Genomic DNA, 25,907 nt, shown 5'->3' with positions numbered 1-25,907 from the left:
GATGACGCTGGCGACAAATGCCGCGAAGCCGGCCCCTGCTCCCGGCACCCGTCTGTTGCCGCTGTTCTTGCGCAATTTCGTGCGCAATCGCGAGACCGGCCTCGTGCTGGTCGGCATTGTCGTCGGGTTGCTGAGCGGCGTCCTCGTTGCCGCGATCTCGGGCCTCAGCCAGGCTTCGCACGCGCTGCTGTTCGACATTCCCCTCGACGCACATCTGAGCGCCACCGGCGTGATTTCCTGGCAGCGCACGCTGCTGATCCCGGCAGTTGGCGGCCTGGTCCTGGCGCTGATCGGGCTGTACTTCGCGCGGCGCGTCAAGGGACAGCAGCTCGCCGACGCCATCGAAGCCAACGCACTCTATGGCGGCCGGGTGTCCTTCCGCGGCAGCCTGCTGATCTCGATCCAGACTCTGCTGTCCAACGGATTCGGTGGATCGGTCGGACTCGAAGCGGGATACACGCAGATCTGCTCGATGTTTGGCTCCCATGTCGGCCAGCGCCTCGCCGCCCGCCGCAACGACATGCGGCTGTTGGTGGCCTGCGGCGCGGCGGGGGCGATCAGCGCAGCGTTTTCGGCTCCGCTGGCCGGCGCCTTCTATGCCTTCGAGGTCGTGCTGGGAGCCTACACCTCGGCCGCTCTGGTGCCCGTCATCGCCAGCGCCGTCACGGCCTGGCTGGTGGCGCGGGGGTTGACGCACCAGTCCTTTCTGATGGTGCCCGGCTTCCCATCGCCCGTGTCCGTCGAGATGATCGGACAGACCGTGCTGATCGGCATCATTTGCGCATTCGTCAGCATCCTCGTCATGCTCGCGGTCGCATTCTCCGAACGTTGCTTTCAGCGCGTCACGCTCTTCAGCGGCTTCGTGCGCCCGATCCTCGGCGGCCTGCTGCTCGGCGGCCTCGCCCTGCTGACGCCGACCGTGCTCGGCGCAGGACATGGCGCAATGCAGATCCTGCTGGTCAGCAATCCGAGCTGGCTCCTGCTCACGACGACCATCGTGCTCAAGATCCTGGCATCGGCCGTCTCGCTCGGCTCCGGCTTTCGCGGCGGCCTGTTCTTCGCCTCGCTGCTGCTCGGCGCGCTGATCGGGCAGCTCTACAGCGTCGTGCTGACCGGCCCCTTCCCCACGCTCGCGCTTCAGCCCGGGACCGCCGCCATCGCGGCTCTCGCCGCACTCGGAACCGGTGTGCTCGGCGCACCGTTCAGCATGGTTTGTCTCGCGCTCGAGATCACCGGCGATTTCTCCGTGACCGTCGGGGCCGTGGTCGCATCATCGGTCTGCGCGCTGATCGTCCGCGAGTTGTTCGGCTACAGCTTTGCGACATGGCGCTTCCACCTGCGCGGCGAGGTGATCCGCGGTCCGCAGGACATCGGCTGGGTCCGTCAGATGAGCGCAGCGTCCCTGATGCGCGCCGACTTCGAGAATGCGCTGACGACCATGCCGATCGGCGAGGCGCAGAAGCTGTTCTCGCCGGCGCAGGTCCGACAGGTCGTGCTGCGCGATCCGAACGGCAGCTATGCCGGCATCGTCGCGGCGGCGACGCTGCATTCCGTCACCAATCGGGACGACGATCCGCTCGGGTCGCTGGCCCAGCAGCAGGATGAATACCTGCTTCCGACCACGTCGGTTCGCGAGATCCTGAAGGCCTTTGAACGGAGCGAAGCCGACGTCCTCGCGGTCATCGACCGTGCCGACCATCGCGTCACGATTGGCACCTTAAGCGAATCCCATGTGCTGCGCACCTATGGGGAAGAGCTCGAACGCCGGAACCAGGAGCTGTTTTCGCGGTGATGCTTGCGCGCTATGGCCTTAGATCCATATCGATCCGCACAAAGTCGCCGCGATAGGTGACTTCACCGAGATAGATCACGGTGCGATCGCTCGCCGTGAAGACACGGCGGACTTCGGCGACCGGCGAATTCAAAGGCACGCGCAGCAGCCGCGCCGCCTCGATGTCCGCGGTTCCGATGGTCAATGTCTGGCGGGCGCTGGCGATCGCCGGATCCCTGAGATCGTTGAGGATCGGGATCACCGTCTCGTTGCGAAAGCGCTTGGGAGACCTGCGAAAGATCTTCTCATCGAGATAGATGGAAATGACGCAATAAGGCTGCTTCTGGCGCGAGTGCAGACGGCGCATGAAGACATATTTCTCGGCCGGCTTGCCGTCTTCGGGAAGCAACGGCGCATCGCTCCGGCTTTCCGAGATGTTGATGATCTCCGGCGAGGTGTCGCGGTACATGTCCGCGAGATCGGACAGTGTGGTCTCGACCTTGAGCCAGCGGTCCTGTCGCACAGTCCCGGTGACGAAGGTGCCGCGGCCCTGCTGCGCCTCGATGACACCGTCGCGGGCGAGCAGTTCGACGGCCTGCCTGATGGTGACGCGCGAGACGCCGAACTCGGCCGCCAGATCCTCGTTGGCCGGCAGGCGAAAACCTTGACTCCAGACGCCGCGCGCAATCCGCTGGCGAAAGATATCGGCAATCTGCGCGTATTTGGGGACGTGACTGTCGGAACTCAATTCCATCTCGCCCTCCGGAAATCAAGCGGCCCAATCACGGCATGACAAGGGCTGCACCGCGTTCCCCGATCATCAGGCTCGCCGCATTGGTATTGGCCGAGGTGATCTGCGGCATCACCGAGGCGTCGATGACGCGCAGCCGCTCGACGCCGCGCACCCGCAGCTGCGGATCGAGTACTGCCCGCTCGTCGCTGCCCATGCGGCAGGTGCCCACGCAGTGAAACACCGTGCCGCCGGTGTTGCGCGCAAACTCCCACAGCCCGGCATCGTTACTTGCGGCCTGGCCCGGCACCATTTCGACGTCCCAGAGCGGGCGGAACGCCTTTTGCTGATAGATCTCGCGCAAGATCTTCAGGCCGGCAACAATGGTCTTGCGGTCGATCTCCTCGGCGAAATAATTGGGCGCGATCAGCGGCTGCTCGAACGGATCGGCCGAGCGGATCGCGAGCTGTCCGCGCGACCGGCCGTGGCATTGCCAGACCGAGGCCGTGAAGCCGGAATAGCTGTGGAGGGGTTCGCCGGGCTTGTCGACGGAGAGCGGCATCACGTTGAACTGCACGTCGGGACGGCCACCGACCGCATATTCGGTACAGGCCGCTCCGCCCACCTGTCCCGCCCCCACCGTCAACGGTCCCCGTCCGGCCAGCATCCATTGCAACCCCATCTTCGCGAGTTCGACAGGATGGCGGACCTGGTCATTGAGCGAGATCCGCTCCTTCAGGCGCACGATCAGCCGTGCCTGATAGTGGTCCTGCAGATTGGAGCCGACTTCGGGCGAATCGGTGACGACGGCAATACCGTGCTTGCGAAGCAGGTCGGCCGGACCAATCCCGGAAAGCTGGAGGATTTGCGGCGATTGCAGCGCGCCGCCCGACAGGATGACCTCGCGATTGGCTGTCGCGCGATGAACCTGCCCTTTGCTGATCCACTCGACGCCGGTCGCGACGCGGTCGTTGAAAGTGACTTTGCTCACCTGCGCATGCGTGATGATGGTCAGGTTGCGCCGGTCGGCAATCGGTCGAAGAAAGGCGGATGCCGAGCTGGTCCGCCAATGCCGCCCGATGCCAAGCTGATAGGCACCGACGCCAAGCGTCGTCGCGCCGTTGAAGTCGGGATTGCGCGGCAGGCCGAACTGCACGCCCGCCTCTACCCAGGCCCTCGACGCCGGGTTGTCGTTCCGGAGGTCGGAGACCTCGAACTCACCGAGGCCGCCGTGAAACTGGCTCTCGCCGCCGCGGTAGCGTTCGTAGCGCCGGAAATAGGGCAGAACGTCGCGATAGCTCCAGCCGTCGGCGCCGAGACGTTCCCAGTCGTCAAAATCCTCGTGCTGGCCGCGGATGAAGATCAGGCCGTTGATCGACGACGATCCGCCAAGCACGCGGCCGCGTGGCCAGACGATGGCGCGGCCGCCGCTTCCTTCCGACGGCTCGGTCTTGAACAGGCGCGAGAAGCGCTCGTCGTAGATGGTCCGGTAATACCCGACCGGCAGCTTGAGCCAGAAATTCCGGTCCGATCCGCCGGCTTCCAGCAGCAGCACGCGGCAGGCAGGATCGGCCGACAATCTGTTTGCGACCACACAGCCGGCCGACCCCGCACCGACGATGATGTAGTCGTAGCCAAGCCCCGACATCAGGCGGTCCGGTATTGTTCGATCGAGGCAAGATCGGGCGCAATGCCGAGACCCGCCTCGTCGCCGAGCTCGATCATTCCATCGCTGACGTGAAGCACGGGGCCGCAGAATTGATCCCGCAGCGGGTTCTCATTGCTGTCCACCTCCAGCAGTCCCTCGCCGCCGACGCCCGCCAGAAGATGCGCCGACGCCAACAGGCCGATGCCGGCGCCGAGATAGTGCGGACAGAACATCTTGCCTGACGTCAGGATGTCGCGGGCGATGCCGGCGCAAGCCGAAAGCCCGCCCCACTTGGCGATGTCGGGCTGGACGACACCGAGAACCGGCTCGCTCAGCACCTCGGCAAAGCCAGCGTGGCTCGCGATGTTCTCACCGGCCGCGAGCCGAAAACGGATCGTCTCGTGCAGCTGCTTCCATTCCTGCCGCGGACGGTCCGCGCGGATCGGCTCCTCGAGCCAGGCAAGGCCGAACGGCTCGAGCTGCGGCGCACGCTCGATCGCCTGCGCGATGGTCCAGCCCTGGTTGACATCGGCCGCAAGCATGCCATCGCCGACGAGGCGGCGCAGCGCGGCGAGATTGGCCCGGTCGCCTGCCGGATCGAAGCCGATCTTCAGCTTCAACGCGCGATAGCCGCGGCCGAGCGCTGCTTCCGCCGCCCGCTCCGATCCGACCGGATTGATGCCGCTGGCATAGACCTTGATCCGGCTCCGCGATCCGCCGAGCAGTTTCCACAACGCTACGTTCCGGCGGCGCGCATGGAGATCCCAGACGGCGAGATCGATGCCGGCGATCGACTGCGCGAATGGGCCCGCTTCGCCGGATTGCAACGCGAGCACCGAAGTTCCCTGCGTCAGCCGCTCGAATGCGGCACCAGGTTCGCTTGCCCTGAATCCGACAAGCGCCGGTGCCAGGACCTCATTGACCAGCCGAACACGATGCTCGGCGCCCGGCGCGGGAAAGTTGCACCAGACCTCGCCCCAGCCCACGTAACCGTCCGTGTCCTCGACCCGAACGAACACGGCAGGCCGGTCCCCCATCCGCCCGAACGAGGTGATGACCGGTGTCGTCAGAGGATAGCGAAAGCCAAAGGCCTGGACGCTCCGGATGTTGAAAGGCGGCGATGTCATGCGCGGAAAAGCCTGCGGCGCCTGCGACCAAAGCGGCGCTTGTATGGTCATCCTATTTATAATATGACTTGGGCAAACATCAACTGCAATCTGGGTGGACGCGTCGAATGGACGGAGCTGGCGTGAGACGCTTTGGTCTCGGGTTGATACCGTGGGTCGGTGCGATCCTGCTCTGGTATGCCGTGCGCTGGAGCGGCTTCGTCAACGCATCGCTGATCCCCGCCCCGCACCAGGTCGCCGCGAAATTCGTCGAGCTTCTCACCAAGGAAGGCCTCCTGATCGACATCTTCGCCTCGACCAGGCGCGTCTTTTTCGGCGTCTCGCTTGGAATTCTGGTCGCGGTGCCGGTCGGCTTTCTGCTCGGATGGTATCGCCCGGCCCGCACTTTCGCCGACCCCATGATCAATTTCTTCCGCGCGCTGCCGCCGATCGCGCTGATCCCGCTTGTCATCGTCTATTTCGGCGTCGACGAACTCGCAAAGCTCGTCATCCTGTTCTACGCCTCGTTCTTCTCCGGCGTGATCGTCATGTATGAGGGAGTCTCGCAGATCACGCCGCTCTATATCCGCGTGGCGCAGACGCTTGGCGCCAATCAGGCGGAAATCTTCCGCAAGGTGATCATTCCCCTCACCGTTCCGCACATCCTCACCGCGCTGCGGGTCGCGCTTGGGGTAGCCTGGGCGACGCTGGTGGCATCCGAACTGATCGCGGCCCAGCGTGGGCTTGGCGCCATGATCCAGAATGCATCGACCTACTTCCTGCTCGACGTCATCTATGTCGGCATCATCTGCATCGGCCTGATCGCGCTGATCATGGACATGATCCTGCGCAAGATCACGGCCCGGTTGCTGGTCTGGCAGGATCGGGCCATCGCATGACCACGCGTGCACAGTTCGACAAGGTTTCGCTTGCCTTCGAGACCCCGAAGGGACGCCTCAACGTCGTCGAGGATGTCAGCTACGATATCAACGATGGCGATTTCATCGCGGTGATCGGCCCTTCAGGCTGCGGCAAAACCACGATGATGAGCATGCTCGCGGGCTTCCAGAAGCCGACAACCGGAAGCGTGCTGTTCGACGGGCGGCCCGTCACGGGTCCTGGTCCCGAGCGCGGCGTCATCTTCCAGGAATATGGCGTCTTCCCGTGGCTGACGGTGAAACAGAACATCGCTTTCGGCCTGACGCTCCGAGCCAATCACGTCGCGGCCGGCGAGCGTGATTCGATCTGCGATCACTATCTCGGCCTGATGGGGCTGTCCGACTTCGCCAACTCCTATCCGAAGCATTTGTCCGGCGGCATGCGGCAGCGGCTCGCGATCGCGCGGGCTTACGCGGTCAAGCCGCAGTTCCTGCTGATGGACGAGCCGTTCGGTGCGCTCGACGCCCAGACCCGTTCCAACATGCAGAACCTGCTGCTCAAGGTGCTCCAGACCGAAGGCAAGACGGTCATGCTGATCACCCACTCCGTGGAGGAGGCGATCTATCTCGCGTCCCGTATCGTGGTGGTGACCGCGCGGCCGGCGCGGATCAGGCAGATCATCGACGTGCCGTTCGCCTATCCGCGCGATGAATCGATCCAGGAACGGCCCGAATTCGGCGAGCTGCGAAGCCATATCAAGCATCTGGTGATGGACGAGTATCGCGCCCAGCAGGCGCAGATGCGTCCGGTCTCATTCTCGGAATAACAACACAGCGGAGGACGACCTATGGATCGGCGACAATTTCTGACCACGACGGCCGGGCTTGCCCTGGGGTCCTTCACCGCCGCAGCCCCTGCGATTGCTCAGGCAAAAACAAAAGTTCGTGTCGGCTATCTGCACACCGTTGCCGTCGACGGCCAGATCTGGACCGGCATGGACCGCGGTTCCTTCGAAAAGCAGGGACTGGATCTCGAGCTGCGGCAGTTCAATACCGGCCTCGAAATCTTCCAGGCGCTGATCGGCGGCAGCCTCGACGTGCTGGCGACGGGCGCCGTGCTCTCGAACTTCCCCGCCCGCGGCCAGGGCAAGGTCTTCCTCATCAACGACATCGAGGTCGCGACCGCACAGCTCTGGGTGCGCGGCGATCAGGGCATCAAGTCATTCGAGGACCTGAAGGGCAAGCGGATCGCAACTGCGACCGGCACCACCGCGCATGTGTTCCTGGACACCGCGCTGCGCGCGAACAAGGTCGATCCCAAACAGGTCGAACTCGTCAACCAGACCATGCCGGCCGCCGTAACCGCCTTCATTTCAGGCGCGGTGCCTGCCGTCGCGCTCTGGGTGCCTTTCAACGTGACGGTTCGCGACAAGGTGCCGGGCGCGGTCAAGCTCGCCGACGCCTCAGCCTATTATCCAAAGGCCGCGATCATCGGCGGCTGGGCCGCGGCCAACGACTATTACGAGCCCAACAAGGAAACGCTGGCGAAGCTGATCCGTGGCTGGGCCGATGCCAATGACTACATCATCGCGAACAGCACCGAAGCGATGGAAAAGCTGCAGAAGGGCCATTACAGCCAGACGCCGATGGCCGACATCGACGAATCGTTCAAGGCGCAGAAGATGTTCTCGTCGCGGGACTGGAAGCGGATGTATTCCGACGGCACGGTCACCAACTGGCTGCAGCAATCGACCGACTTCTTCATGGCCAATGCCGGCATCAAGGACTTTACCCCGGCAAGCAAATATTTCGATCCGAGCCTGTATTTGAAAACGATTGCGTGACGCACCTGGACGCAAATCGCGTCCTAGAGGTAGCTCTCGAACGCGACCCGCTGCGCGGGCGTCAAGTGCAAGCCGTGCTTGGTGCGCCGGTCCAGGAAGTCGGCAGGCTGCCTTGCCCACTCATTCTCGCGGAGATACACCGCTTCGCATTCATAGAACTCGCCGCCGAAATGACGGCCCAGGTCTGCGGCGCTGCGGACCGGACCCAGCAGCTGGCGCGCGCGCGTCCCATAAAGACGGGCATAGTGATGAATGAGCGTTCGCGGCAAATCGGGATAGTCGCGTGCCAGCCGATTCGCGAATTCATCGAAACTGCCGCCGATGTCGCCGCCCGGCAGCGGCCGATCCGCGGTCCAGGCCGACGACAGCTTCGGAAACCACGGCGCGAGGCGCTGCAGCGCCTGCTCCGCCAGCCGGCGGTAGGTCGTGATCTTGCCGCCGAAGATCGACAGCAGCGGCGGCACGCCCTGCGCGCCATGAACCTCGAACACATAGTCGCGCGTCACGGCCGACGGATTGTCGGCGTTGTCGTCGTAGAGCGGCCGGACCCCGGAGAACGCATGCACGATCTCGCCGGCCTGCGGCGGCGTTCGGAAATAGCGGCGCAAGACCTGCAACAGGTAATCGGTCTCGTCCTCGCCGATCGCGACGTCCTCGGCGCGGCCGTGATAGGGAATGTCTGTGGTGCCGATCAATGCGAGATCGCCCTCATAGGGGTTGACGAAGATCACCCGGCGATCGCTGTTCTGCAGCAGATAGGCCTGCGGCCCGCTCCAGAATTTCGGCACCACGATATGGCTGCCCTTGACCAGCCGGACGCTCTGGGCCGAGTTCAGGCCCGCCACGCCCTGGATGACATCCTGAACCCACGGCCCGGCGGCGTTGACCAGCGCGCGCGACCGCACGACCTGCGTTGTGCCGTCGTCGCCGCGCATGTCGAGCAGCCAGGTCTCGCCGTCGCGGCGCGCGCGCACCGCCCGCGTGCGCGGCAGGATGCAGGCGCCGTTCTGCGCGGCATCGATCAGATTGAGGATCACCAGCCTGCTGTCATCGACCCAGCAGTCCGAATATTCGAAGCCTCGCCGGAACTCCTGACGCAGCGGCGCGCCCTCCGGAGCGCGGGACAGATCCAGGCTGCGGCTCGCCGGCAGCTGCTTGCGACCACCGAGATGGTCGTAGAGCAACAGCCCGGTGCGGACCAGCCACGCCGGCCGCTGCTCCGGCGAATGCGGCAGCACGAAGCGCATCGGCCAGATGATGTGTGGCGCCGACGCGAGCAGCACCTCGCGCTCGATCAGCGCCTCGCGCACCAGGCGGAACTCGTAATATTCGAGATAGCGCAGCCCGCCATGGATCAGCTTGCCCGAGCGCGACGAAGTGCCCTCGGCGAAATCATCCTTCTCGCACAGCAGCACCTTCAGGCCGCGGCCGGCGGCGTCGCGGGCGATGCCGGCACCGTTGATGCCGCCACCGATGATCGCGATATCGACCAGCCCGTGATCCGTACCTGCGACCGGCGCAGTGCCCGTCATCGCTTGCTGCTGCGCCGTTTCTCGGCGCGGCGCGGCGCTGCCTTTGCCGTTGCGCGCGCCTTGTTCGGCTTCGGCGCCTGCAGACCGTAAGTGGAGAATCCCTTCGCGGTGTCGGCAATCTCCTCGTCGGTCAGGATGACGCGCGAATCGAGCGCCAGCGAGAGGTAGTACTGACGCGCGATGGTCTCGAGCTCGACCGCGAGCCACATCGCCTTGTCGAGATTGGCGCCGAGCGCGATCATGCCGTGATTGGCGAGCAGGCAGCCATTGCGTCCTTCGAGCGCCGCGATCGCATGATCGGACAATTCCTTGGTGCCGTAGCGCGCGTAGCCGGCGCAGCGGATCTCGGTGCCGCCGAACGCCGCCATCATGTAGTGGCAGGCCGGGATCGGCTTGCGCGCGATGGCGAGCACGGTCGCGTAGGTCGAGTGAGTATGGACGATGGCGCCGACATCGGGCCGGGCGCGCGTGATGTCGAGATGGAAGCGCCATTCGGTGGACGGCTGCAGCGGCCCCTCCCACGCACCATAGTCACCCTCAAGCGGCATCGAGGCGATCATCTCCGGCTTCATCGAATCGTAGGGCGTCGCCGATGGCGTGATCAGCATCCGGTCCTTGTAGCGGGCGGAGATGTTGCCCGATGTCCCCTGGTTGAGACCCGACGCATTCATCCACCGGCACTTGGCGATGATCGCCTCGCGCAACTGTCGTTCCTCACGGGTCATACGAACTGCCTTTCTCTTCAGCACGGATTGCGTGGCGGCTCGCCGGCCAGGAAGCGGCGAACCTCTTCGGCCGCCTGCACGGCGGCCACGGTGACGGTACGCACGGAGGCGCCCGCGATGTGCGGCGTCAGCGTGACGTTGGGAAGTCGCAAGAGCGGCCAGTCCGCCGGAACCGGCTCGACCGCGAAGGTGTCGAGCATGGCGCCGCCGAGATGCCCCGATGCCAGCGCATCATGCAGCGCGTCGTAGTCGACCAGCGGACCGCGCGCGGTGTTGATCAGGAACGCGCCCGGCTTGATCCGCGCCAGCGCCTCGCGCCCGATGAAACGGGTGGTCTCCGGCGTCACCCGGGCGTGCAGTGTGACGACGTCAGCGCGGCCGAGCAATTCGCCGAGCGCGACATGCTCGACGCCGTCATTGCGGTCCTGGGCGCTGAGCTGGACATAGGGGTCGGCGACCAGGATCTTGCAGCCGAAGGCCTTCAGCAGCTTGACCACGCGGCTGCCGATCGCGCCGTAGCCGACGATGCCGACCGTCATCTCGCCGAGCTCGCGCCCGGTACGGTCGGCGCGATAGAGATCGCCGCGCCATTCCCCGCCACGCAGCGCCTCGTGACCGCTGCGGATCAGGCGCGTCTCGGCGAGGATCGCGCCGATGGTGAACTCCGCGACCGCACCCGCATTGCGGCCGGGCGTATTGACCACCAGCACGTTGTGGTCGCGCGCCGCCTGCATGTCGATGTTGACCGGGCCGCCGCGCGACACCGCGATGAACTTCAGCTTCGGCAGCCGCTCCAGCATCGACCGCGAGATCGGCGCCAGATGGGTGACGAGCAGTTCGGCATCGCCGATGAAGCCGATGATCTCGTCGGGCTGCCCCATGAATTCCTTCAGGCCGTCGAGCTTCGAGCCGGCGTAACCGTGCTCCATCGGCTCGTCCGGCCAGGGCTGCTCCAGGGTGCGGATATCGACGCCATCGCCGCAGGCTGATCGGATGTGCTCGGCGAACACCGAGGGCAGCATGAAGCGGTCGCCCACGATGGCGATGGACTTAGACATGATCGCCTCCAGCGCGCAGCGCGGCGAGTTGCTTCCAGACCGGCCGCGACGCCAGCCTTGCCTCGAGATAGGTCGGGAAGATGCTGGCATAGCGCTTCGCCAGCGCGGCGTCCGGCGATTGCGGCGCACTTAGATGCGGCGCGACCCACTGCTCGGCACAGGCGCGCATGTCGGGATAGGCATCGATCGCGACCGCCGCGATCATCGCAGCGCCTGCGGCGCCGGCCTCGGCGCGGCTGCAGATGCGGACGTCGCAATCCAGTGCGGCCCCGAGGATGGCGCCGAGCGCACGGCTCTTCGCCGCGCCGCCTGTGATCCTGACATCGCGCGGCAGCGACCCCATCGCCGCGTAACAATCCCGTGCGGCGAAGGCCAGGCCCTCCATCACGCCGCGCATCAAGTCGCCATAGCGGTGGCGCGAGCGCAGGCCGAAGAATTGCGCGCTGGCCTCATGCGCGACGAACGGACCGCGCTCGCCGGCATCGGAAATGAACGGGTGGAACAGCACCTCGCCGGGCCTGGCCCGGAGCACCTGATCGTCGAGCCGGCGGATCAGCTCGGCGCGTGTGCGCGTCACGCCTTCCGCCGCCAGCATGTCGCAGGCGAGATCGAGCATCCAGTCAATGTTCAGCGTCGCCGCCATGTTGGACTGCATTTGGGCATAATGACCGGGCACGGGGAACGGCATGGTGTAGCCGGTTGCCTCCCGATTCAGTGTCACCGCGTCGGCGCTCGGTACCAGCCGCATATGCATGCCGGTCGAGCCGATGATGGTGCAGCCGACATCGGGCGACGGATCGTAGAGCCCGGCGCCGAGCGCATTGCAGATCACGTCCACATAGCCGAGGCAGACCGGCACACCTTCCGGCAGGCCGATCTCGATGGCGGCGGCCGCGGTCAGCGGATGCGTCATGACCGCGCCGTCAACGACCGGCGGGAACAGGCGCGTCAGGTCGGCGATACCGATCAACCGCGCGGTCTCTGCGTCGAATGCTCGCTTGCGGAAATCGCCGCAGGAGAACGTGGCTTCCGACGGATCGGTTGCGCGTTCACCGGTGAGCAGGAAATAAAGCCAGTCCTTGCAGTGGAAGGCCGTGGTCGCGCTGGCGATCGTGTCGGGCATGTGGGCCTGCAGCCAGGCCAGTTGCGGCCCTTGCTGGCAGGCATTGAGCCCGGAGCCGGTTCGACGGTAAAGGATCGCGTTGTGCTCGCTGCCGCGAATCGCCTCGACCAGCCGCCCGGCGCGCGAGTCGAGCCACAGCAGCGCCGGCGCGACCGGCCGGCCGTCGTCATCGATCAGCCAGGTGCCGTCGCCCTGCCCGGTCACCGCGACGGCCGCGATCCGCGCCGACAGGTCAGGCACGGACTTCGCCAGCGCACGAATGACCGCGACCGTATCGCTCCAGGTCCGCGCCATGTCCTGCTCGACATGGCCGCTGGCCGGGCTAACGTAGGCGTTCGGCCGCGAGACATCGGCTAGTTGCTCGCCATTCAACGTGAACGCCACCGCCTTGATCAGGGAGGTGCCGGCGTCAATGCCGATGATCACGTCGCGGCTGGCGGAAGCGGTCATCGTCACGCTCCCTCCGCATGACGAATGCAGGTCCCGTCCCCGCCGAAGATGTGCAGGTGACGCGACTCCAGCGTGAACGAGATGATCTCTCCCGGCCGCGCGGCGACGCGGCCCGGCGTCACCGCGATCAGCATGCGGCCGCCGCAATCGCCGGCGACATGCGATTGATCGCCGAGCCACTGATTGGAGACGACCTTGACCCTGACGTCACCGATCCCGACCACGATCTTCTGCGGACGAATGCCGATCCGCACCTGCGGCGTGGCCGCGAGCGTCTTCGCCGCCTCAACGTCGAGTCCGGCGCCGGCGATATCGAAACGCATGTCGGTTCCGACCGACAGGCGGAAGCCGCCATCCGACCGCGTCACCTCCGCCTCGAGCAGGTTCATCGGCGGCTCGCCGATGAAGCTTGCAACGAACAGATTGGCGGGCCGGCCCTTCAGCTCCTTCTCGCTGGCGAACTGCTGCAGCACGCCGCCTTCCATGACAGCGATGCGGTCGGCCAGCGCGCTCGCTTCGGTCTGGTCGTGGGTGACGAAGATCGCGGTCATGCCGCGCTCGGCAAGCATGCTCTTGATCCGGCCGCGCAGCACCGCGCGCAGCTGCGGTTCGAGCTGCCCCATCGGCTCATCGAGCAGATAGAGATCGGCGTCGCGCACCAGCGCCCGCGCCAGCGACACGCGCTGCTGCTGGCCGCCTGAGATCGCGCGCGGATAGCTGTCGAGAATGTCCTCGATCTCGACCAGGCGGGCGATCTCGTCGACGCGACGCGCCACCTCGGTTCGCGGCAACTGGGCGGATTTCAGCGCGAACGCGATGTTCTCGCGGACCGTGAGCGGCGGATAGAGCGAGTAGCCCTCGAACGCCATCGCGACCTTGCGCCGCGCCGGCGGCAGCTCGTGGATCCGCCGCCCGCCGAGCGCGATCGACCCGGCAGAGACGTCCTCGAACCCTGCGATCATACGCAACGTCGAGGTCTTGCCGCAGCCGGACGATCCCAGCAGCGCGACGATTTCGCCCTTCTCGACCGCCATGTCGAGCGCGCGCACCGCATGCACTGGCTCCTTGCCGCGGCTGCGATAGACCTTGTCGATGCCTCGAAGCTCGAGCATGTCCATGACCATCCGCTCCTATGCCGCCTTGAGCCGGTGCGACGCCCCGATCCGCAGCCCGGTCGCGCGATCGAACAGCATCGCGGCGTCAAGCGCGAAGCGAACGAAAACGGCATCGTCAGCCGCGCCTTGCGGTGCATCCGGCGGCAGCGCCGCCAGCCATTCCGTTCCGTCGGCAAGCCGGAGCAGCAGCACCGCCTTCTCGTGCATCGGCGTGATCGCGAGAATGCGCGCCGGGACGGCGTCGTCGGTGGATGCGGACGAGACCGCGAGATCCTCGGGCCGGACGCCTAGCCAACATGCACCGGCGGGTGCTGCGCCATCGGCCGCGCCGAGCCGCATCCTGGCGCCGGCGACGTCAGCCGACAACATGCCGTGCTCCGCTACTGGCAAGACATCCGCGAGGTTGATGGTTGGATCGCCGAACAGGCGCGCGACCGCGACCGATGCGGGTTGGGCATAGATATCGGTCGGCGTTGCGACCTGCGCGAGCCGGCCGTCGATCAAGACCGCGATGCGGTCGGCGATCGCCATCGCCTCGCGATAGTCCTGGGTGACGTAGAGCACGGCGGCAGTGCCGCGGCGCAGCAGGTTCGGCAGCTCGAGCCGCATCTCGTAGCGCAGCTTGGCGTCGACATTGCGCAGCGGATCATCCAGCAGCAGAACATCCGGATTGCCGATCAGCGCCCGCGCCAGCGCCGTGCGCTGCTTCTGTCCGTTCGACAATTCGCGCGGCGCGTGACCGAGCACGTGCTCGATCTTGAGCAGCCTGCTGATCGCGGCAACGCGGCCGGCGACATCGCCGCCGCCGGCCCTGGCGCGCAGGCCGCTTGCGATATTGTCGCGGGCGGTCATGTGCGGGAACAAGGCAAAGTTCTGGAATGCCATGCCGATCCCGCGCCGCTCGGGCGGAGCACCGACCACCGAGCGGCCGCCGACCAGGATGTCGCCGTCGTCGGGCTCGAACATGCCCGCGATCATGCGCAGCAGCACGGTCTTGCCGCTGCCGGACGGTCCGAACACCGCCACGATCTCGCCGGGCTCGACAGCCAGCGACAATCCGTCGGCGGGCCGTGCCGCACCGAACGCCTTGCTCACCGAATTGATTTCGAGACGCGCCATCGGATCAGCCTTTCACCGCGCCGAGCGAGAGACCCTCGACCAGATAGCGCTGCGCATAGAGCGCAAGCAACAGCGTCGGCGTCACCGACAGCACGATCGCCGCCGCGATCTGGCCGTACTGAATACCGGACGCGGTGACGAAGGCGAGCGCGCCGACCGTCACCGGCTGCTTGTCGGCGGAGGCCAGGATCAGCGCGAAGACGAAATTGTTCCAGCAGAAGATGAACGACAGCAGTCCCGCCGCGGCGATCCCCGGTCCTGCCAGTGGCACCGCGATCCTGGTGAAGGCCTCGCGCCAGGAATGCCCGGCGAGCCGGTAGGCATGCTCGATATCAGGGCTGATATCTTCGAAATAACCGCGCACGATCCACAGGATCAGCGGCAGCGCGATCAGCTGGTAGACCCAGACGATCCCGAAGTAGGTGTCGTTGAGGCCGAGCTCCTGATAGTACAGCGACAGCGGCAGCAGCACGAGCAGCGGCGGCGCGAAGCGGAACGACAGCAGCGTGAAGGCGATGCTCTCGCCGAGGCGGAATTTGAAGCGCGCAAAGGCGTAGGCCGCCGGCACGCCGAGCAGCAGCGCCAGCAGCACCGCCGCGCTCGACAGCACGACGCTGTTGAACAGATTGCGCATGAAGGAGATCTGCAGATTGCCGGCCGCGGTGCGCAGCTGGCCGGAGATCAGCGCCTCGTAGTTGGCAAGCGTCGGCTCGAACAGGATACGCGGCGGGATCCGCAGGATCTGCTCGTTGGTCTGGAACGACATCAGGAAGATCCAGACGATCGGAAACATGAAGAAGATCAGGATCAGCGTGAGCGCCACACCGCGGAAGATGCGACCGGCAAGGCTGGAATGTTCCATCGCGCCCCTCCCCGTCACGCGTGGCCGTGCGCACGCGCGCGCAGCCGCAGCCAGTTCTTGATGAAGATGTTCGACAGGATGTTGGTGATGAGCCAGAGGATCATCAACAGCGCCGCCGATCTGCCGACATTGGTGTACTGGAAGAACTCCAGATAGGCCTGCACCTGGAACACCATCAGCCGGTCGCCCGGCCCGCCCTGCGTCATCGCATAGATGATGTCGAACTGCTGGATCGAATCGAGCAGCCGGAACAGCGACGCCGTGATGATGTAGGGCGCCAGCATCGGCAGCGTGATGCGGAAGAACACGAAGCTCGCCGGCACGCCGTCGAGTGCCGCGGCTTCGAACGGCTGCCGCGGCAGCGAGCGCAGCCCCGCCAGCAGCAGGATCATGATGAACGGCGTGTAGACCCAGACATCGACCAGCACGACCGTGAACAGCGCACTCGATGGATCAGAGGCCCATTTGAAATCGGTGACGCCGAACAGGCCGACCAGATAGGACAGGATGCCGAAGCTCGGATTGGTCATCAGCTTCCACATCAGCGCGGCGATCGCCGGCGCCGTCATCAGCGGCAGCAGCAGCATGATCGACACCGCGTTGTGGAAGCGGGTCGGCCGGCGCAGCAGCAGCGCGATGCCAAGACCGAGCAGCAGCTCGAGCACGACCGTGACCACGGTATAGGTGATCGAGACGCGGAACGTATTCCAGAACGCCGGGTCGGACAGGAAGTCGATGTAGTTTCCGGCGCCGATGAAGCCGCGCAGATGAGGCAGGTTCAGCCGGTAACGCTGCAGCGAGTAGACCGCCGCGGTCACGAACGGAACCAGGATCGCCACGCAGACGAGCAGCGCCGGCAAGCTGAGCAGATAGGGCAAGAGGCGCACGCGCGGCCTTGGTTTGGCCGGCGCTGCCTGCGCGTTCGTCTGGAGGAGTTGGACCATGCTCATGATGATAAGAGATCGCGTTCGGCTGGCAAACGCCGCCGGCTCGGATGGGACAAGGGTCCGAGCCGGCGGATGGGTGCGGTGCGGGGGATCAGGCACCGCACAGTTGATCCGTCAGCCGAGACCGGCCTGCTTGAGCTGGCGGTTGATGCTGTCGGCGAGCTTGTCGAGCCCTTCGTCGACGCTGACCTCCTTGGCCACCATCTTCTGCAGCGAAGCGGCCCATTCCGTCGTCAGGTCGAAGAACAGCGGCTGCGCCGTGAAGTAGATCTTGGCGCCGGGCGACGACATGTCGTGCTGCTCGAGATAGCCGGGATAGGATTTCGCGATGCGGTCGCGGAATTCGCTGTCCTTCCACACCGATGCACGCACCGGATTGACGAAGTCCATCTTGCGCGCGCCGAACAGATCGTGCTCGACGGATGCCGCCCACTGCATGAACAGCCAGGCCGCCTCCTTCTGCTTGGAGAAGCTCGACATCGCGAGCGACCAGATCCAGACGTTCGGGGTCGGCGCCTTGGCGGCCGGATTGGCCGCGAACGGCGCATAGCCAAGATGCCCCTTCTCCTTGTTGTCGCCGCCGTTCATGAAGTAGCCGAGGATGTCGGCGTCGAAAATCATGCCCGAGGCGCCGGCGCCGAGATCGGTGCCGACCTGGTACCAGGTGTAGGTCGACCAGTTCTTCGGGCCCGAGGTCTGGATCATCTTGACCCACTTGTCGTGGAAATCCTTCGAGGCCTTGGTGTTCATCGCGGCCTTCAGCTTGCCACCCTCCATCACGAAATCCTTCTGGCCGAAGTTCGAATAGGCCGACAGGAAGCCGGGATGGATGGTCGCCCAGGAGCGCGAGCCGCGCACGCCGACGCCGTAGGGACCGCCGGCGTCCTTGGTGATCTTGGCCGCGACCTCCAGCATCTCGTCGAGGTTCTTCGGCGGCTTGACGCCCACCTTGTCGAAGACGTTGCGGTTGTAGGTGATGTTGTTCAGCTCATAGCCCCAGGGGATGCACCACTGCTTGGCCTTGCCCGAGCCAAGCTCGGAGCCGGCGACGCCGTCCCACGCGGTCGAGGCGCGCAGGCCCGGCAGCACGTCGTCCCAGGCGAAGGCCGGATTGGTCTTGGCGGGGTCCTTGATGTAGGTGTTGAGGTCTTCGATCCAGCCCGCCGGACCATAGGTCCAGGTCATGTAGGCGCCGGTCATGAAGGCATCGTACTGGTCCGACTTCGACGACAGCGCCGCCGTCACCTTGTCGAAATAGACGTCCTCCGGGAAGATGTCGTAGGTGACGTTCATGCCGGTGAGCGTCTTGAACGCCTCGATGTCGCCGATCATCGCGTCGACATAGGGGTGCTTGTTGAGCAGCAGCTTGACGCTCTTGCCGCTCTGGGCCTTCCAGTTGAAGTCGGCGGCCATCGCCTTCGACATCGAGGAGGCGAAAGCGGCGTTGGCGGCGATCCCCGCGATGCCGAGCTTGGCGGCGCCGTCCAGGAGATCGCGGCGGCTGATGCGTTTGGCAGCGTAGGAGTCGAACAGATTCTTCTCGCGATCGAACATGTATTTCCTCTCCTTGTTGACGCTTTGTTTTATGTGTCCTTCCGGGTCTTGCTTCTTGTCTTGCCGGATGTGATCTCCGGCTTGTCGGTGGCGAGCGCCTTTGCGGTCGCTTCGTCGATGATGAGGCCGTGCAGAACGCCGCCGCGCAGCACGCCGCGCAGCGCGGTCACCTTGGCCGGCCCGCCGGCGATGGCGACGATCCGGTGCTTCCTGAGGTCGGGCATGCTCATGGAGGTAGCGCGGGCCGACAGATCGGTGTCCAGCACCGTTCCGTCGGCGCTGAAGAAATGCCCGAGCAGGTCGGCGCAGGCGCCGACACGCTTCAGCTCGACGACCTCGTCGGGCTTGATCATGCCGCTCGACACCAGGAAGCCGTCACGGCTGACCTGGCCGATGCCGACGAACAGCAGCGAGGCCTTGCGCGCCAGCGCGAACACGTCGGCGATGCCGAATTGCTGCATCAGCACGGCGCGGTCGGCGACCGAATTGGCGAACACCGGCACCGGCAGCAGATAGGCTTCCGCGCCGGTGCGCTCGGCGAGCTTGTGAATCACGTCGAACGGATTGGCGGCAAATTTCCGCGTCAGTCCGCCGAGCAGTGACACGAACTGCGCGTCGCGCGCCGGCGTCTGCGGCATCTGCTCCACGACCGCCGCGAGCGTGCGGCCATGGCCGAAGCCGATCACCTTGTCCTGGCCGCGCTCCAGGATCTGGCGCAGGAAGCTCGCGCCTTCCAGCGCCAGCGCCTTCAGCGGCAGCTCGCCCTCGCCGAGATCAGGCGCGACGCGGCAGAACGAGAGGCCGAAGCGCTGCGCGAGATCGTTCTCGAGCGCGACGCATTCGGCGACCGGCCCCTCGACGAACACGCGGATCATGCCCTCGCGGCTGGCGCGCGCGATCAGGCGATGCGCCTTGGTGCTCTGGATGTTGAGGCGGTCGGCGACCTCGGACTGGGTGAGCCCCGCCGCGAAATACAGCCACGCCGCGCGCGTCGCGAGCGACGCCTCGCCGTCGATCACCGGCAGCCTGTCGGGCGGGGGTGCCATATCAGGAAAAGTCCGCTTGCAAATTTCTTCACGTCCTGCAAAAAATTGCAGAGGCCGAACGGGGCGTCAATCCCCCAAACGTGCTGCAGCGCAACCAATGTCGACGCGCGCGCACCTGAGAGCGATGAGGTCGCATGGGAGGTTTGTATCTCGGTATCGATGTCGGAACCGGAGGCGTGCGCGCTTGTGCCATCGATGCGCAGGCCGCCATCCGCGGCTTCGCGTCCGTCGCGCTGCCCGCACCGCGCGTCGACGGCAACGCCATCGACCAGACACCGGAGCTGTGGTGGCAGGCCGCGACGGCGGCCATCCGCAAGCTCGGCGAGACCGTCGCTCTCGGCGACGTCACGCGCATCGTCGTCGACGGTACATCGGGCACGCTGCTGCTGGTCGACGCCGCCGGCCGCCCCTGCTCGCCCGGGCTGATGTACAATGATGCACGCGCCACGCGTGAGGCGACGCGCGTCGCGGCGGTCGCCCCGCGCGAGAGCGGCGCGCACGGCGCGAGCAGCGGGCTCGCCAAGCTGCTCTATCTGCAGAATGACGGCTATGTCGGCGATGCGCGCCACGCCGTTCACCAGGCGGACTGGATCGCCGGCCGGCTCGCGAACCATCATGGCATTAGCGACGAGAACAACGCGCTGAAGCTCGGCTACGACCCGATCGCGCGCGCCTGGCCATCCTGGCTGGAACAGCTCGGCGTGCGCGACGATCTGCTCCCCGAAGTGCTGGTGCCGGGCACGCCATTTTCCGAGATGGATCCGCAGGTCGCGCGGTCGCTGGGACTGCCGCCCACGGCGCAGGTCGCCGCCGGCACCACCGATGGCGTTGCGGCCTTCATCGCGACGCGCGCCGACCAGCCTGGCGACGCTGTCACATCGCTCGGCACCACGCTGGTGGTGAAGCAGCTTGCGACCCAGCCGATCTTCGCGGCCGACCAAGGCGTCTATTCGCACCGGCTCGGCGAGCGCTGGCTTGCCGGCGGCGCCTCGAACTCCGGCGGCGCCGCTTTGCTGGTGCATTTCACCGCCGCCGAGATGGAGCGGCTGACACCGCAGCTGACGCCGGACCAGCCGACCGGGCTCGACTACTATCCGCTGCCAAAACCCGGCGAACGCTTTCCGATCGCCGATCCGGCGTTGGCCGCGCGGGTCACGCCGCGTCCGGCGGAAGATTGCCGCTTCTTCCAGGGTCTGCTCGAGGGCATCGCCTCGGTGGAAGCCCTCGCCTACCGTCAGCTGGCGCGGCTCGGTGCGCCGCGCCTGCGTCGCGTCATCGGCATCGGCGGCGGCGCGAAGAACGACGCCTGGACCAGGATCCGGCACCGCGTTCTCGGCGTTCCCGTCTCGGTCGCCGAGCAGACCGAAGCATGCTACGGCGCCGCGCTGCTCGCGCTGAACGGAGGCCCGTCATGAAGGCCGACGCGACCGCGATCGCCGGCCTTCACGCCATCGCCGACCGCTTCGATCATGTGCTGCTCGACCAGTGGGGCACGCTGCATGAGGGGCTGGCGGTGTTCCCCGCGGCGCTGGAGTGCGTGGCGCGGCTGCGCGAAGCCGGCAAACGGATCCTGATCCTGTCCAATTCCGGCAAGCGCGCCGGCAGCAACCAGCGGCGGCTCGCGACGCTCGGCCTGCCGCCCGATGCCTATGACGGCGTGTTGTCCTCGGGCGAGGTCACCTGGCGCGGCCTGCATGCGCGCGAGCAGGCGCCCTTTGCCGAGCTCGGACGCGCCTGCTTCCTGATCTCGCGCGACGGTGACCGCTCGATCGTCGACGGCACCGACCTTGTGGTGGTCTCGAATATGCGCGAGGCCGATTTCATCCTGCTCGGCGGTCTCGACGATGACGCGGCCGAGCCCGAGCGATGGTGTGAGCCGCTGGCAACCGCTGCCGCACGCCAACTGCCGATGCTGTGCGCCAATCCCGATCTCGTGATGTTCGGCGTCGCGGGCCTGATCCCCGCGCCGGGCGCGCTCGCCGCATTCTACCATTCGCTCGGCGGCACCGTGCTGTTCGTCGGCAAGCCGCATCCGCCGATGTTTGCCGCCGCGCTCGATCAATTGGGGCATCCGCCGCCGGAACGGATCCTCGTCATCGGCGACTCCCTCGATCACGATATCGCCGGTGGACGCACCGCCGGCATGCTGACCCTGCTGATCGGCTCCGGCGCCCACCGCGCGACGCTTGCGCAGGCGAGCGATCTGCCGCGGGCGATCAAGACCGTGGCCGGCACCGCGGCGCGGATGCCGCACTGGACGATGGACCATCTGACCTGGTGAGAACAGCCCCGATGCGACCGCCTCAAATGCTGGATGAACTGCGCCGCATGTCGGCACGCGTCGGCAGGAATATCCTGCTGGTGCAAGGCGCCGGCGGCAACTCGTCGGTCAAGGATGGCGACGTGCTGTGGGTGAAGGCGTCAGGCACCTGGCTCGCCGATGCCGAGGACAAGGAGATTTTCGTGCCGGTCGCGTTGTCGGCCGCGCGCGCGGCGCTGATGCATGGCGACGAACGCGTGCCGCTGGCGCCGAACGCCGGGACGACGCTGCGCGCCTCGATCGAGACCTCGCTGCATGCGCTGATGCCGCAGCGGATCGTGCTGCACGTCCATTCCGTCAACACCATCGCATGGGCGGTGCGCACCGACGCCCGCGACGAATTTGCCCGGCGCCTGGACGGACTGGCGTGGCGTTACCTCGACTATCATCACCCGGGGCTGCCGCTCGCGCGCGCGGTTAGCGCGGCGATCGCCGATGATACGGTGGACGTTCTGATCCTCGGCAATCACGGCCTGGTGGTCGGTGCGGCTAGCTGCGACGCCGCCGAGGCTTTGGTCGCCGAGGTCGAGCAACGTCTCGCCCTCGAGCAGCGTAGCGCGCCGGCGGCAGATCATGACGCGCTCCGCACGATCTGCGTGGGCACCAACTATCGCCTGCCGCGGGATCCTCGCGGCCACGACATTGCCACCGACCGCTACAGCCGCGCGATCGCGACCAGCGGCTCGTTGTATCCTGATCACGTCGTCTTCCTTGGCCCGGGCCTGCCGGTCCTGGAGCATCGCGAGAAGCTGAGCGCCATGATCGCACAGACCACTGCGAACGGACTGCCGCCGCCGGTTGCCCTCCTCGTCCCCGACCTCGGCAGCCTTATCCGCGACGATGCGAGCGACGGCGCGGAGGCCATGCTGAGCTGCCTCGCACTGGTCACCTGCCGCCTGCCCCTGACCGCACGGGTCAATTATCTGACGGCAGAGAACGAGCATGCGCTGCTGAATTGGGACGCCGAGCGCTATCGCCAGCAATTGACGGCCGATCGCTGACCGCTGGTCGACAGAGCCGCTCGGCGCTTCATCCCTTCTCGGCGGAGAGAAACAGGCGATAGGCCGGATTTTCGCTCTCGTTCCAGTAGGGATAGCCGAGCGCATCCAGCGCTTGAACGAACCGAGCGCGCTCGTGAGGCTTGACCTCGATCCCCGCCAGGATGCGCCCATAGTCGGCGCCGTGATTGCGATAGTGGAACAGCGAAATATTCCAGTCGGGCGCCAGGCTCTCGAGGAATTTCAGCAGCGCGCCCGGACGCTCCGGAAACTCGAAGCGGTAGATGACCTCGTCCTTGAGCAACGGAGCGCGACCGCCCACCATGTAGCGCACATGGTCCTTGGCCATCTCGTTCTCGCTCAGATCGAGGATCGGATAGCCTTCGCGCCGAAGCAGCTCCATGACTTCCCGCTTCTCGACCTCGCCGCGGCTCAGCGCGATGCCGACGAACAGTTGCGCCGGCGCGGTGGTCTCGGCAAAGCGGTAGTTGAATTCCGTGATCGCGCGCGAGCCGAGGATGCGGATGAAGTGCCGATAGCTGCCCGGCTTCTCCGGCACGGTCACGGCAAGCAGCGCCTCGCGATGTTCGCCGACCTCGGCGCGGTCGGCAATGGTACGCAGCCGGTCGAAATTCAGATTGGCTCCGCTGTTGACGGCAATCAGGCTTCCGTCGCTGAGCGCGCCGCGCTCGGCGTAGGCCTTGAGGCCGGCCAGCGCCAATGCGCCGGAGGGCTCGGCGACCGATCGCACGTCGTCGAAGATGTCCTTGATGGCGGCGCACATGGCGTCGGTGTCCACCGTGACGACTTCGTCGAGCAGATCGCGGCAGAGCCGGAAGGTCTCGGTTCCCACCTTGCGGACCGCGACGCCGTCGGCGAACAGTCCGACCTGATCCAGCGCGACGACGTTGCCCTTGGCGAGCGCGGCCGCCATCGACGCGGCGTCCGCCGGCTCGACGCCGACGACCTTGATCGACGGGCTGAGGAATTTCACGAAAGCGGCCACGCCGGCCGCCAGCCCGCCGCCGCCGATCGGCACGAAGATCGCCTCGATCGGATCGGGATGCTGGCGCAGGATCTCCATCCCGACCGTTCCCTGGCCGGCGATCACATCGGGATCGTCGAACGGATGCACAAAGGTCAAGCCACGCGCAGCCTCGATCTCCCTGGCCTTGGTTTGCGCGTCGTCGAACGTATCGCCATGCAGGACAACATCACCGCCCAAACGCCGGACGGCCTCGACCTTGATAGCGGGCGTCGTCCTCGGCATCACGATCGTCGCCGGAATGCCGAGCTTGCGCGCCGACAGCGCGACGCCCTGGGCATGATTGCCCGCCGACGCGCAGATCACGCCCAGCCTGCGCTGCGCGTCCCGCAGCCTGACGATCTTGTTGTAGGCACCGCGAAGCTTGAACGAGAAGATCGGCTGGAAGTCTTCCCGCTTCAGCAACACCGTGCGCGACAATCGTTCGGAGAGCCGCGGCATCGGATCGAGCGGCGTCTCGACCGCCACGTCGTAGACCCGTGCGGTCAGGATGCTTTGGGCGTAGTCGCGGAGCGCGTTAGCGGTCATCGGGTCGCTTCTGTCGATGGGAGGCAATCCTTATCGGTTGCACCTGCCCATCGTCGGCGCCGACCTGGCGAGCAGACGGCACGGAGCCGCCGCTACATCCGGCTCGAAGCATCGCATGGCCGGAGGCTGGAGTGAAGCAAAGACAGCCGCTACCAAAATATCGAAAACAACCCCATGCAAAGGGGCCGGCGGCGGCCGGCATCGACCGGGCCAGGCATCGACCGGGCCACTGCATCGACCGGGCCACTTGACACGTCGGGCAACTCAGAGATATATTTCTAATATTCCGAAGTTCGGGCGCTGACCGCTTCACGCCATGAGACGCGATGAATTCCATCCCCTGCCATGGTCACCGGGCGCCTCCCAGCCCACCTCGGAGACTATCAGCGTGTCCTCGAGCTTGACGTAACCGCGCGCCGGATGCAGCAGCGCGGTCTCGATCGAGATCACCATCCCGCGTTCGAGCGGCCGATCAGCGTCATACGGCGAATAAGGCACCGGACCTGTCGCAGTCAGGCGCGGCGCTTCGTGGCTGACGAGCCCGATGCCGTGTGCGGTGAAGTCGAGCACGGCGCGATGCGGCGAGGCTTTGACGGCCGCCTCGCCCGCCGCGATGATGTCGCCACCCATGGCGCCCGGCCGGATCGCGCGCCGGGCCAACTGCTGGACGTCCTCGATTTCCTGTAGCAACTCGCGCAGCTCGCTGTCGGGTTCACCCAGGATGCCCATGCGGCTGAGGTCACCGATGTAGCCCCGGTAGTTTCCGCCGGAATCGATCGAGATCACGTCGCCTTGCACGAGACGCTGGCTGGAAGGCGCGCGGTTATGGCTCTTGCCCGCGGCAATCAGGCAATATTCGAAGACGAGATCGCGCTCCTGCTCCTCGCGGCGCAGACGGGCGACGACGTCGTGCTTGGTCATGCCCGGTGCGCAGCCACTGAACGTGGCCATCATCGCGTCGACGACCCGTTCGGAAGCCTCTCTGATGAGGTCCAGTTCGGCGAGAGACTTTACGGCACGCAGACGTTCCAGCGAGAAATGGGCCTCGCGGAACTCGACGTCGCCAAGGCCGGCATACAGATGATCCCTGGCGTCGGCCGGCAGGAAGCCAGCCTCGATGCCGACGCGCCTGGCCGAGCCCGCGAGCTTCTTCACATGATCAATCGCGAGGCCGATCGCATCGATCATTCCCCACGCCTCCGCCTTGACAACCGGCGTCCATATCCGTCCGAGCGCGTGCTCGAATTTTTCCATGCGGTTGCCGATGTAGGCGGAATTTTCCGGGTGTCCTTTCTGATAGACGAACACCGGCAGATAGCGGCTGGTGCCAATTGCCTCCATGACGTCGAAGAAGAAGAAACGATATCCACCGAGCAGATACTGCACATTGTGACGCGAGGTGACGATCAGGACGTCCAGCCCCGCTTGATCCATCAACCGATCGAGCTTTGCAGTATCGAACGGCGCCGCCGTTGCAATCGTGTCGAAAGCGTTGTCCATGGTATGAC

General features: G+C 65.9%; 22 protein-coding genes. 7 read left to right on the top strand and 15 right to left on the bottom strand.

The genetic code is table 11. From position 1 onward, the window contains the following. The first annotated feature begins 1 nt into the window (after window position 1). A complete protein-coding gene (locus ACVIYL_RS19415; protein ID WP_456779502.1) occupies window positions 2-1,792 on the top strand; it encodes a chloride channel protein in 1,791 nt (596 codons plus the stop codon). A 10-nt stretch (window positions 1,793-1,802) separates the two neighbouring features. On the opposite strand, the gene ACVIYL_RS19410 is transcribed toward ACVIYL_RS19415, so the two are convergent. The 3 genes from ACVIYL_RS19410 to ACVIYL_RS19400 are packed head-to-tail and all read right to left on the bottom strand — an operon-like array spanning window position 1,803 to window position 5,276. Continuing rightward, window positions 1,803-2,525, bottom strand: coding sequence for a GntR family transcriptional regulator (locus ACVIYL_RS19410; protein WP_028335658.1), 723 nt, complete (start codon window positions 2,523-2,525; stop codon window positions 1,803-1,805). Window positions 2,526-2,553: 28 nt separating this feature from the next. After that, window positions 2,554-4,149, bottom strand: coding sequence for a GMC family oxidoreductase (locus tag ACVIYL_RS19405; RefSeq protein WP_456779501.1), 1,596 nt, complete (start codon window positions 4,147-4,149; stop codon window positions 2,554-2,556). Beyond that, on the bottom strand, window positions 4,149-5,276 hold the full coding sequence (locus ACVIYL_RS19400) for a mandelate racemase/muconate lactonizing enzyme family protein (RefSeq protein WP_456779500.1): 1,128 nt from the start codon (window positions 5,274-5,276) through the stop codon (window positions 4,149-4,151). Before ACVIYL_RS19400 ends, ACVIYL_RS19405 begins: the two co-directional genes overlap by 1 nt. 122 nt (window positions 5,277-5,398) lie before the next feature. Here ACVIYL_RS19400 and ACVIYL_RS19395 point away from each other — a divergent pair, with 122 nt between their 5' ends. Genes ACVIYL_RS19395 through ACVIYL_RS19385 form a run of 3 tightly spaced genes read left to right on the top strand, consistent with a single transcriptional unit; the run spans window position 5,399 to window position 7,977 of the window. Further along, entirely contained in the window at window positions 5,399-6,154 is a 756-nt protein-coding gene (locus ACVIYL_RS19395; protein ID WP_225163506.1) for an ABC transporter permease, read from the top strand. Next, complete coding sequence (locus ACVIYL_RS19390) at window positions 6,151-6,960, top strand: ABC transporter ATP-binding protein (protein WP_456779499.1); 810 nt, start codon at window positions 6,151-6,153, stop codon at window positions 6,958-6,960. Before ACVIYL_RS19395 ends, ACVIYL_RS19390 begins: the two co-directional genes overlap by 4 nt. Before the next feature lie 21 nt (window positions 6,961-6,981). Then, window positions 6,982-7,977, top strand: coding sequence for an ABC transporter substrate-binding protein (locus ACVIYL_RS19385; RefSeq protein WP_028335663.1), 996 nt, complete (start codon window positions 6,982-6,984; stop codon window positions 7,975-7,977). A gap of 23 nt (window positions 7,978-8,000) precedes the next feature. Here ACVIYL_RS19385 and ACVIYL_RS19380 read toward each other — a convergent pair whose 3' ends face one another. The 10 genes from ACVIYL_RS19380 to ACVIYL_RS19335 form a co-directional block, all read right to left on the bottom strand. After that, the gene (locus ACVIYL_RS19380) at window positions 8,001-9,509 is read right to left on the bottom strand and encodes a glycerol-3-phosphate dehydrogenase (protein WP_456779498.1); all 1,509 of its coding nucleotides are present in this window, start codon (window positions 9,507-9,509) and stop codon (window positions 8,001-8,003) included. Continuing rightward, window positions 9,506-10,234, bottom strand: a complete 729-nt coding sequence (locus ACVIYL_RS19375) for a class II aldolase/adducin family protein (protein WP_172647311.1) — start codon at window positions 10,232-10,234, stop codon at window positions 9,506-9,508. The genes ACVIYL_RS19380 and ACVIYL_RS19375 overlap by 4 nt, the downstream gene beginning before the upstream one ends. Before the next feature lie 17 nt (window positions 10,235-10,251). After that, window positions 10,252-11,292 carry a 2-hydroxyacid dehydrogenase gene (locus ACVIYL_RS19370; RefSeq protein ID WP_456779497.1) on the bottom strand — a complete coding sequence of 347 codons (1,041 nt, stop codon included), beginning with the start codon at window positions 11,290-11,292 and terminating at the stop codon, window positions 10,252-10,254. Continuing rightward, the gene (locus tag ACVIYL_RS19365) at window positions 11,285-12,865 is read right to left on the bottom strand and encodes an FGGY family carbohydrate kinase (protein WP_456779496.1); all 1,581 of its coding nucleotides are present in this window, start codon (window positions 12,863-12,865) and stop codon (window positions 11,285-11,287) included. Before ACVIYL_RS19365 ends, ACVIYL_RS19370 begins: the two co-directional genes overlap by 8 nt. Before the next feature lie 2 nt (window positions 12,866-12,867). Beyond that, the gene (locus tag ACVIYL_RS19360) at window positions 12,868-13,983 is read right to left on the bottom strand and encodes an ABC transporter ATP-binding protein (RefSeq protein WP_456779495.1); all 1,116 of its coding nucleotides are present in this window, start codon (window positions 13,981-13,983) and stop codon (window positions 12,868-12,870) included. 12 nt (window positions 13,984-13,995) lie between these two features. Further along, window positions 13,996-15,099, bottom strand: a complete 1,104-nt coding sequence (locus tag ACVIYL_RS19355; RefSeq protein ID WP_456779494.1) for an ABC transporter ATP-binding protein — start codon at window positions 15,097-15,099, stop codon at window positions 13,996-13,998. Window positions 15,100-15,103: 4 nt separating this feature from the next. Then, window positions 15,104-15,961, bottom strand: coding sequence for a carbohydrate ABC transporter permease (locus ACVIYL_RS19350; RefSeq protein WP_018273209.1), 858 nt, complete (start codon window positions 15,959-15,961; stop codon window positions 15,104-15,106). A gap of 14 nt (window positions 15,962-15,975) precedes the next feature. Beyond that, a complete protein-coding gene (locus tag ACVIYL_RS19345; RefSeq protein WP_210262648.1) occupies window positions 15,976-16,905 on the bottom strand; it encodes a carbohydrate ABC transporter permease in 930 nt (309 codons plus the stop codon). 117 nt (window positions 16,906-17,022) lie between these two features. After that, window positions 17,023-18,462, bottom strand: a complete 1,440-nt coding sequence (locus ACVIYL_RS19340; RefSeq protein ID WP_028335671.1) for an extracellular solute-binding protein — start codon at window positions 18,460-18,462, stop codon at window positions 17,023-17,025. 29 nt (window positions 18,463-18,491) lie between these two features. After that, complete coding sequence (locus tag ACVIYL_RS19335) at window positions 18,492-19,508, bottom strand: sugar-binding transcriptional regulator (protein ID WP_456779493.1); 1,017 nt, start codon at window positions 19,506-19,508, stop codon at window positions 18,492-18,494. Between the two features lie 134 nt (window positions 19,509-19,642). On the opposite strand from ACVIYL_RS19335, the gene ACVIYL_RS19330 reads away from it, so the two are divergent. The 3 genes from ACVIYL_RS19330 to ACVIYL_RS19320 are packed head-to-tail and all read left to right on the top strand — an operon-like array spanning window position 19,643 to window position 22,829. Then, on the top strand, window positions 19,643-20,923 hold the full coding sequence (locus tag ACVIYL_RS19330; RefSeq protein ID WP_456779492.1) for an FGGY-family carbohydrate kinase: 1,281 nt from the start codon (window positions 19,643-19,645) through the stop codon (window positions 20,921-20,923). After that, on the top strand, window positions 20,920-21,789 hold the full coding sequence (locus ACVIYL_RS19325) for a TIGR01459 family HAD-type hydrolase (RefSeq protein ID WP_456779491.1): 870 nt from the start codon (window positions 20,920-20,922) through the stop codon (window positions 21,787-21,789). The genes ACVIYL_RS19330 and ACVIYL_RS19325 overlap by 4 nt, the downstream gene beginning before the upstream one ends. A gap of 11 nt (window positions 21,790-21,800) precedes the next feature. Beyond that, on the top strand, window positions 21,801-22,829 hold the full coding sequence (locus ACVIYL_RS19320) for a class II aldolase/adducin family protein (protein WP_456779490.1): 1,029 nt from the start codon (window positions 21,801-21,803) through the stop codon (window positions 22,827-22,829). A gap of 28 nt (window positions 22,830-22,857) precedes the next feature. On the opposite strand, the gene ilvA is transcribed toward ACVIYL_RS19320, so the two are convergent. Together ilvA and ACVIYL_RS19310 are read right to left on the bottom strand one after the other, a co-directional pair. After that, the gene (gene ilvA / locus ACVIYL_RS19315) at window positions 22,858-24,399 is read right to left on the bottom strand and encodes a threonine ammonia-lyase, biosynthetic (protein ID WP_456779489.1); all 1,542 of its coding nucleotides are present in this window, start codon (window positions 24,397-24,399) and stop codon (window positions 22,858-22,860) included. A 309-nt stretch (window positions 24,400-24,708) separates the two neighbouring features. Continuing rightward, a complete protein-coding gene (locus tag ACVIYL_RS19310) occupies window positions 24,709-25,899 on the bottom strand; it encodes a M24 family metallopeptidase (protein ID WP_456779488.1) in 1,191 nt (396 codons plus the stop codon). Window positions 25,900-25,907: the final 8 nt, after the last annotated feature.

Source organism: Bradyrhizobium sp. USDA 3315, from assembly GCF_054056795.1.
Note: the sequence above shows the minus strand (reverse complement) of the source record. Positions and strands in the feature narration are given on the sequence as shown.

Coding starts and splice junctions, on each gene's coding strand:
- ACVIYL_RS19310 (WP_456779488.1), bottom strand. CDS start 25,899: ATGGACAACGCTTTCGACACGATTGCAACGGCGGCGCCGTTCGATACT.
- ACVIYL_RS19330 (WP_456779492.1), top strand. CDS start 19,643: ATGGGAGGTTTGTATCTCGGTATCGATGTCGGAACCGGAGGCGTGCGC.
- ACVIYL_RS19360 (WP_456779495.1), bottom strand. CDS start 13,983: ATGGACATGCTCGAGCTTCGAGGCATCGACAAGGTCTATCGCAGCCGC.
- ilvA (WP_456779489.1), bottom strand. CDS start 24,399: ATGACCGCTAACGCGCTCCGCGACTACGCCCAAAGCATCCTGACCGCA.
- ACVIYL_RS19385 (WP_028335663.1), top strand. CDS start 6,982: ATGGATCGGCGACAATTTCTGACCACGACGGCCGGGCTTGCCCTGGGG.
- ACVIYL_RS19400 (WP_456779500.1), bottom strand. CDS start 5,276: ATGACATCGCCGCCTTTCAACATCCGGAGCGTCCAGGCCTTTGGCTTT.
- ACVIYL_RS19370 (WP_456779497.1), bottom strand. CDS start 11,292: ATGTCTAAGTCCATCGCCATCGTGGGCGACCGCTTCATGCTGCCCTCG.
- ACVIYL_RS19380 (WP_456779498.1), bottom strand. CDS start 9,509: ATGACGGGCACTGCGCCGGTCGCAGGTACGGATCACGGGCTGGTCGAT.
- ACVIYL_RS19410 (WP_028335658.1), bottom strand. CDS start 2,525: ATGGAATTGAGTTCCGACAGTCACGTCCCCAAATACGCGCAGATTGCC.
- ACVIYL_RS19340 (WP_028335671.1), bottom strand. CDS start 18,462: ATGTTCGATCGCGAGAAGAATCTGTTCGACTCCTACGCTGCCAAACGC.
- ACVIYL_RS19335 (WP_456779493.1), bottom strand. CDS start 19,508: ATGGCACCCCCGCCCGACAGGCTGCCGGTGATCGACGGCGAGGCGTCG.
- ACVIYL_RS19350 (WP_018273209.1), bottom strand. CDS start 15,961: ATGGAACATTCCAGCCTTGCCGGTCGCATCTTCCGCGGTGTGGCGCTC.
- ACVIYL_RS19320 (WP_456779490.1), top strand. CDS start 21,801: ATGCGACCGCCTCAAATGCTGGATGAACTGCGCCGCATGTCGGCACGC.
- ACVIYL_RS19355 (WP_456779494.1), bottom strand. CDS start 15,099: ATGGCGCGTCTCGAAATCAATTCGGTGAGCAAGGCGTTCGGTGCGGCA.
- ACVIYL_RS19365 (WP_456779496.1), bottom strand. CDS start 12,865: ATGACCGCTTCCGCCAGCCGCGACGTGATCATCGGCATTGACGCCGGC.
- ACVIYL_RS19375 (WP_172647311.1), bottom strand. CDS start 10,234: ATGACCCGTGAGGAACGACAGTTGCGCGAGGCGATCATCGCCAAGTGC.
- ACVIYL_RS19405 (WP_456779501.1), bottom strand. CDS start 4,149: ATGTCGGGGCTTGGCTACGACTACATCATCGTCGGTGCGGGGTCGGCC.
- ACVIYL_RS19325 (WP_456779491.1), top strand. CDS start 20,920: ATGAAGGCCGACGCGACCGCGATCGCCGGCCTTCACGCCATCGCCGAC.
- ACVIYL_RS19345 (WP_210262648.1), bottom strand. CDS start 16,905: ATGGTCCAACTCCTCCAGACGAACGCGCAGGCAGCGCCGGCCAAACCA.
- ACVIYL_RS19390 (WP_456779499.1), top strand. CDS start 6,151: ATGACCACGCGTGCACAGTTCGACAAGGTTTCGCTTGCCTTCGAGACC.
- ACVIYL_RS19415 (WP_456779502.1), top strand. CDS start 2: ATGACGCTGGCGACAAATGCCGCGAAGCCGGCCCCTGCTCCCGGCACC.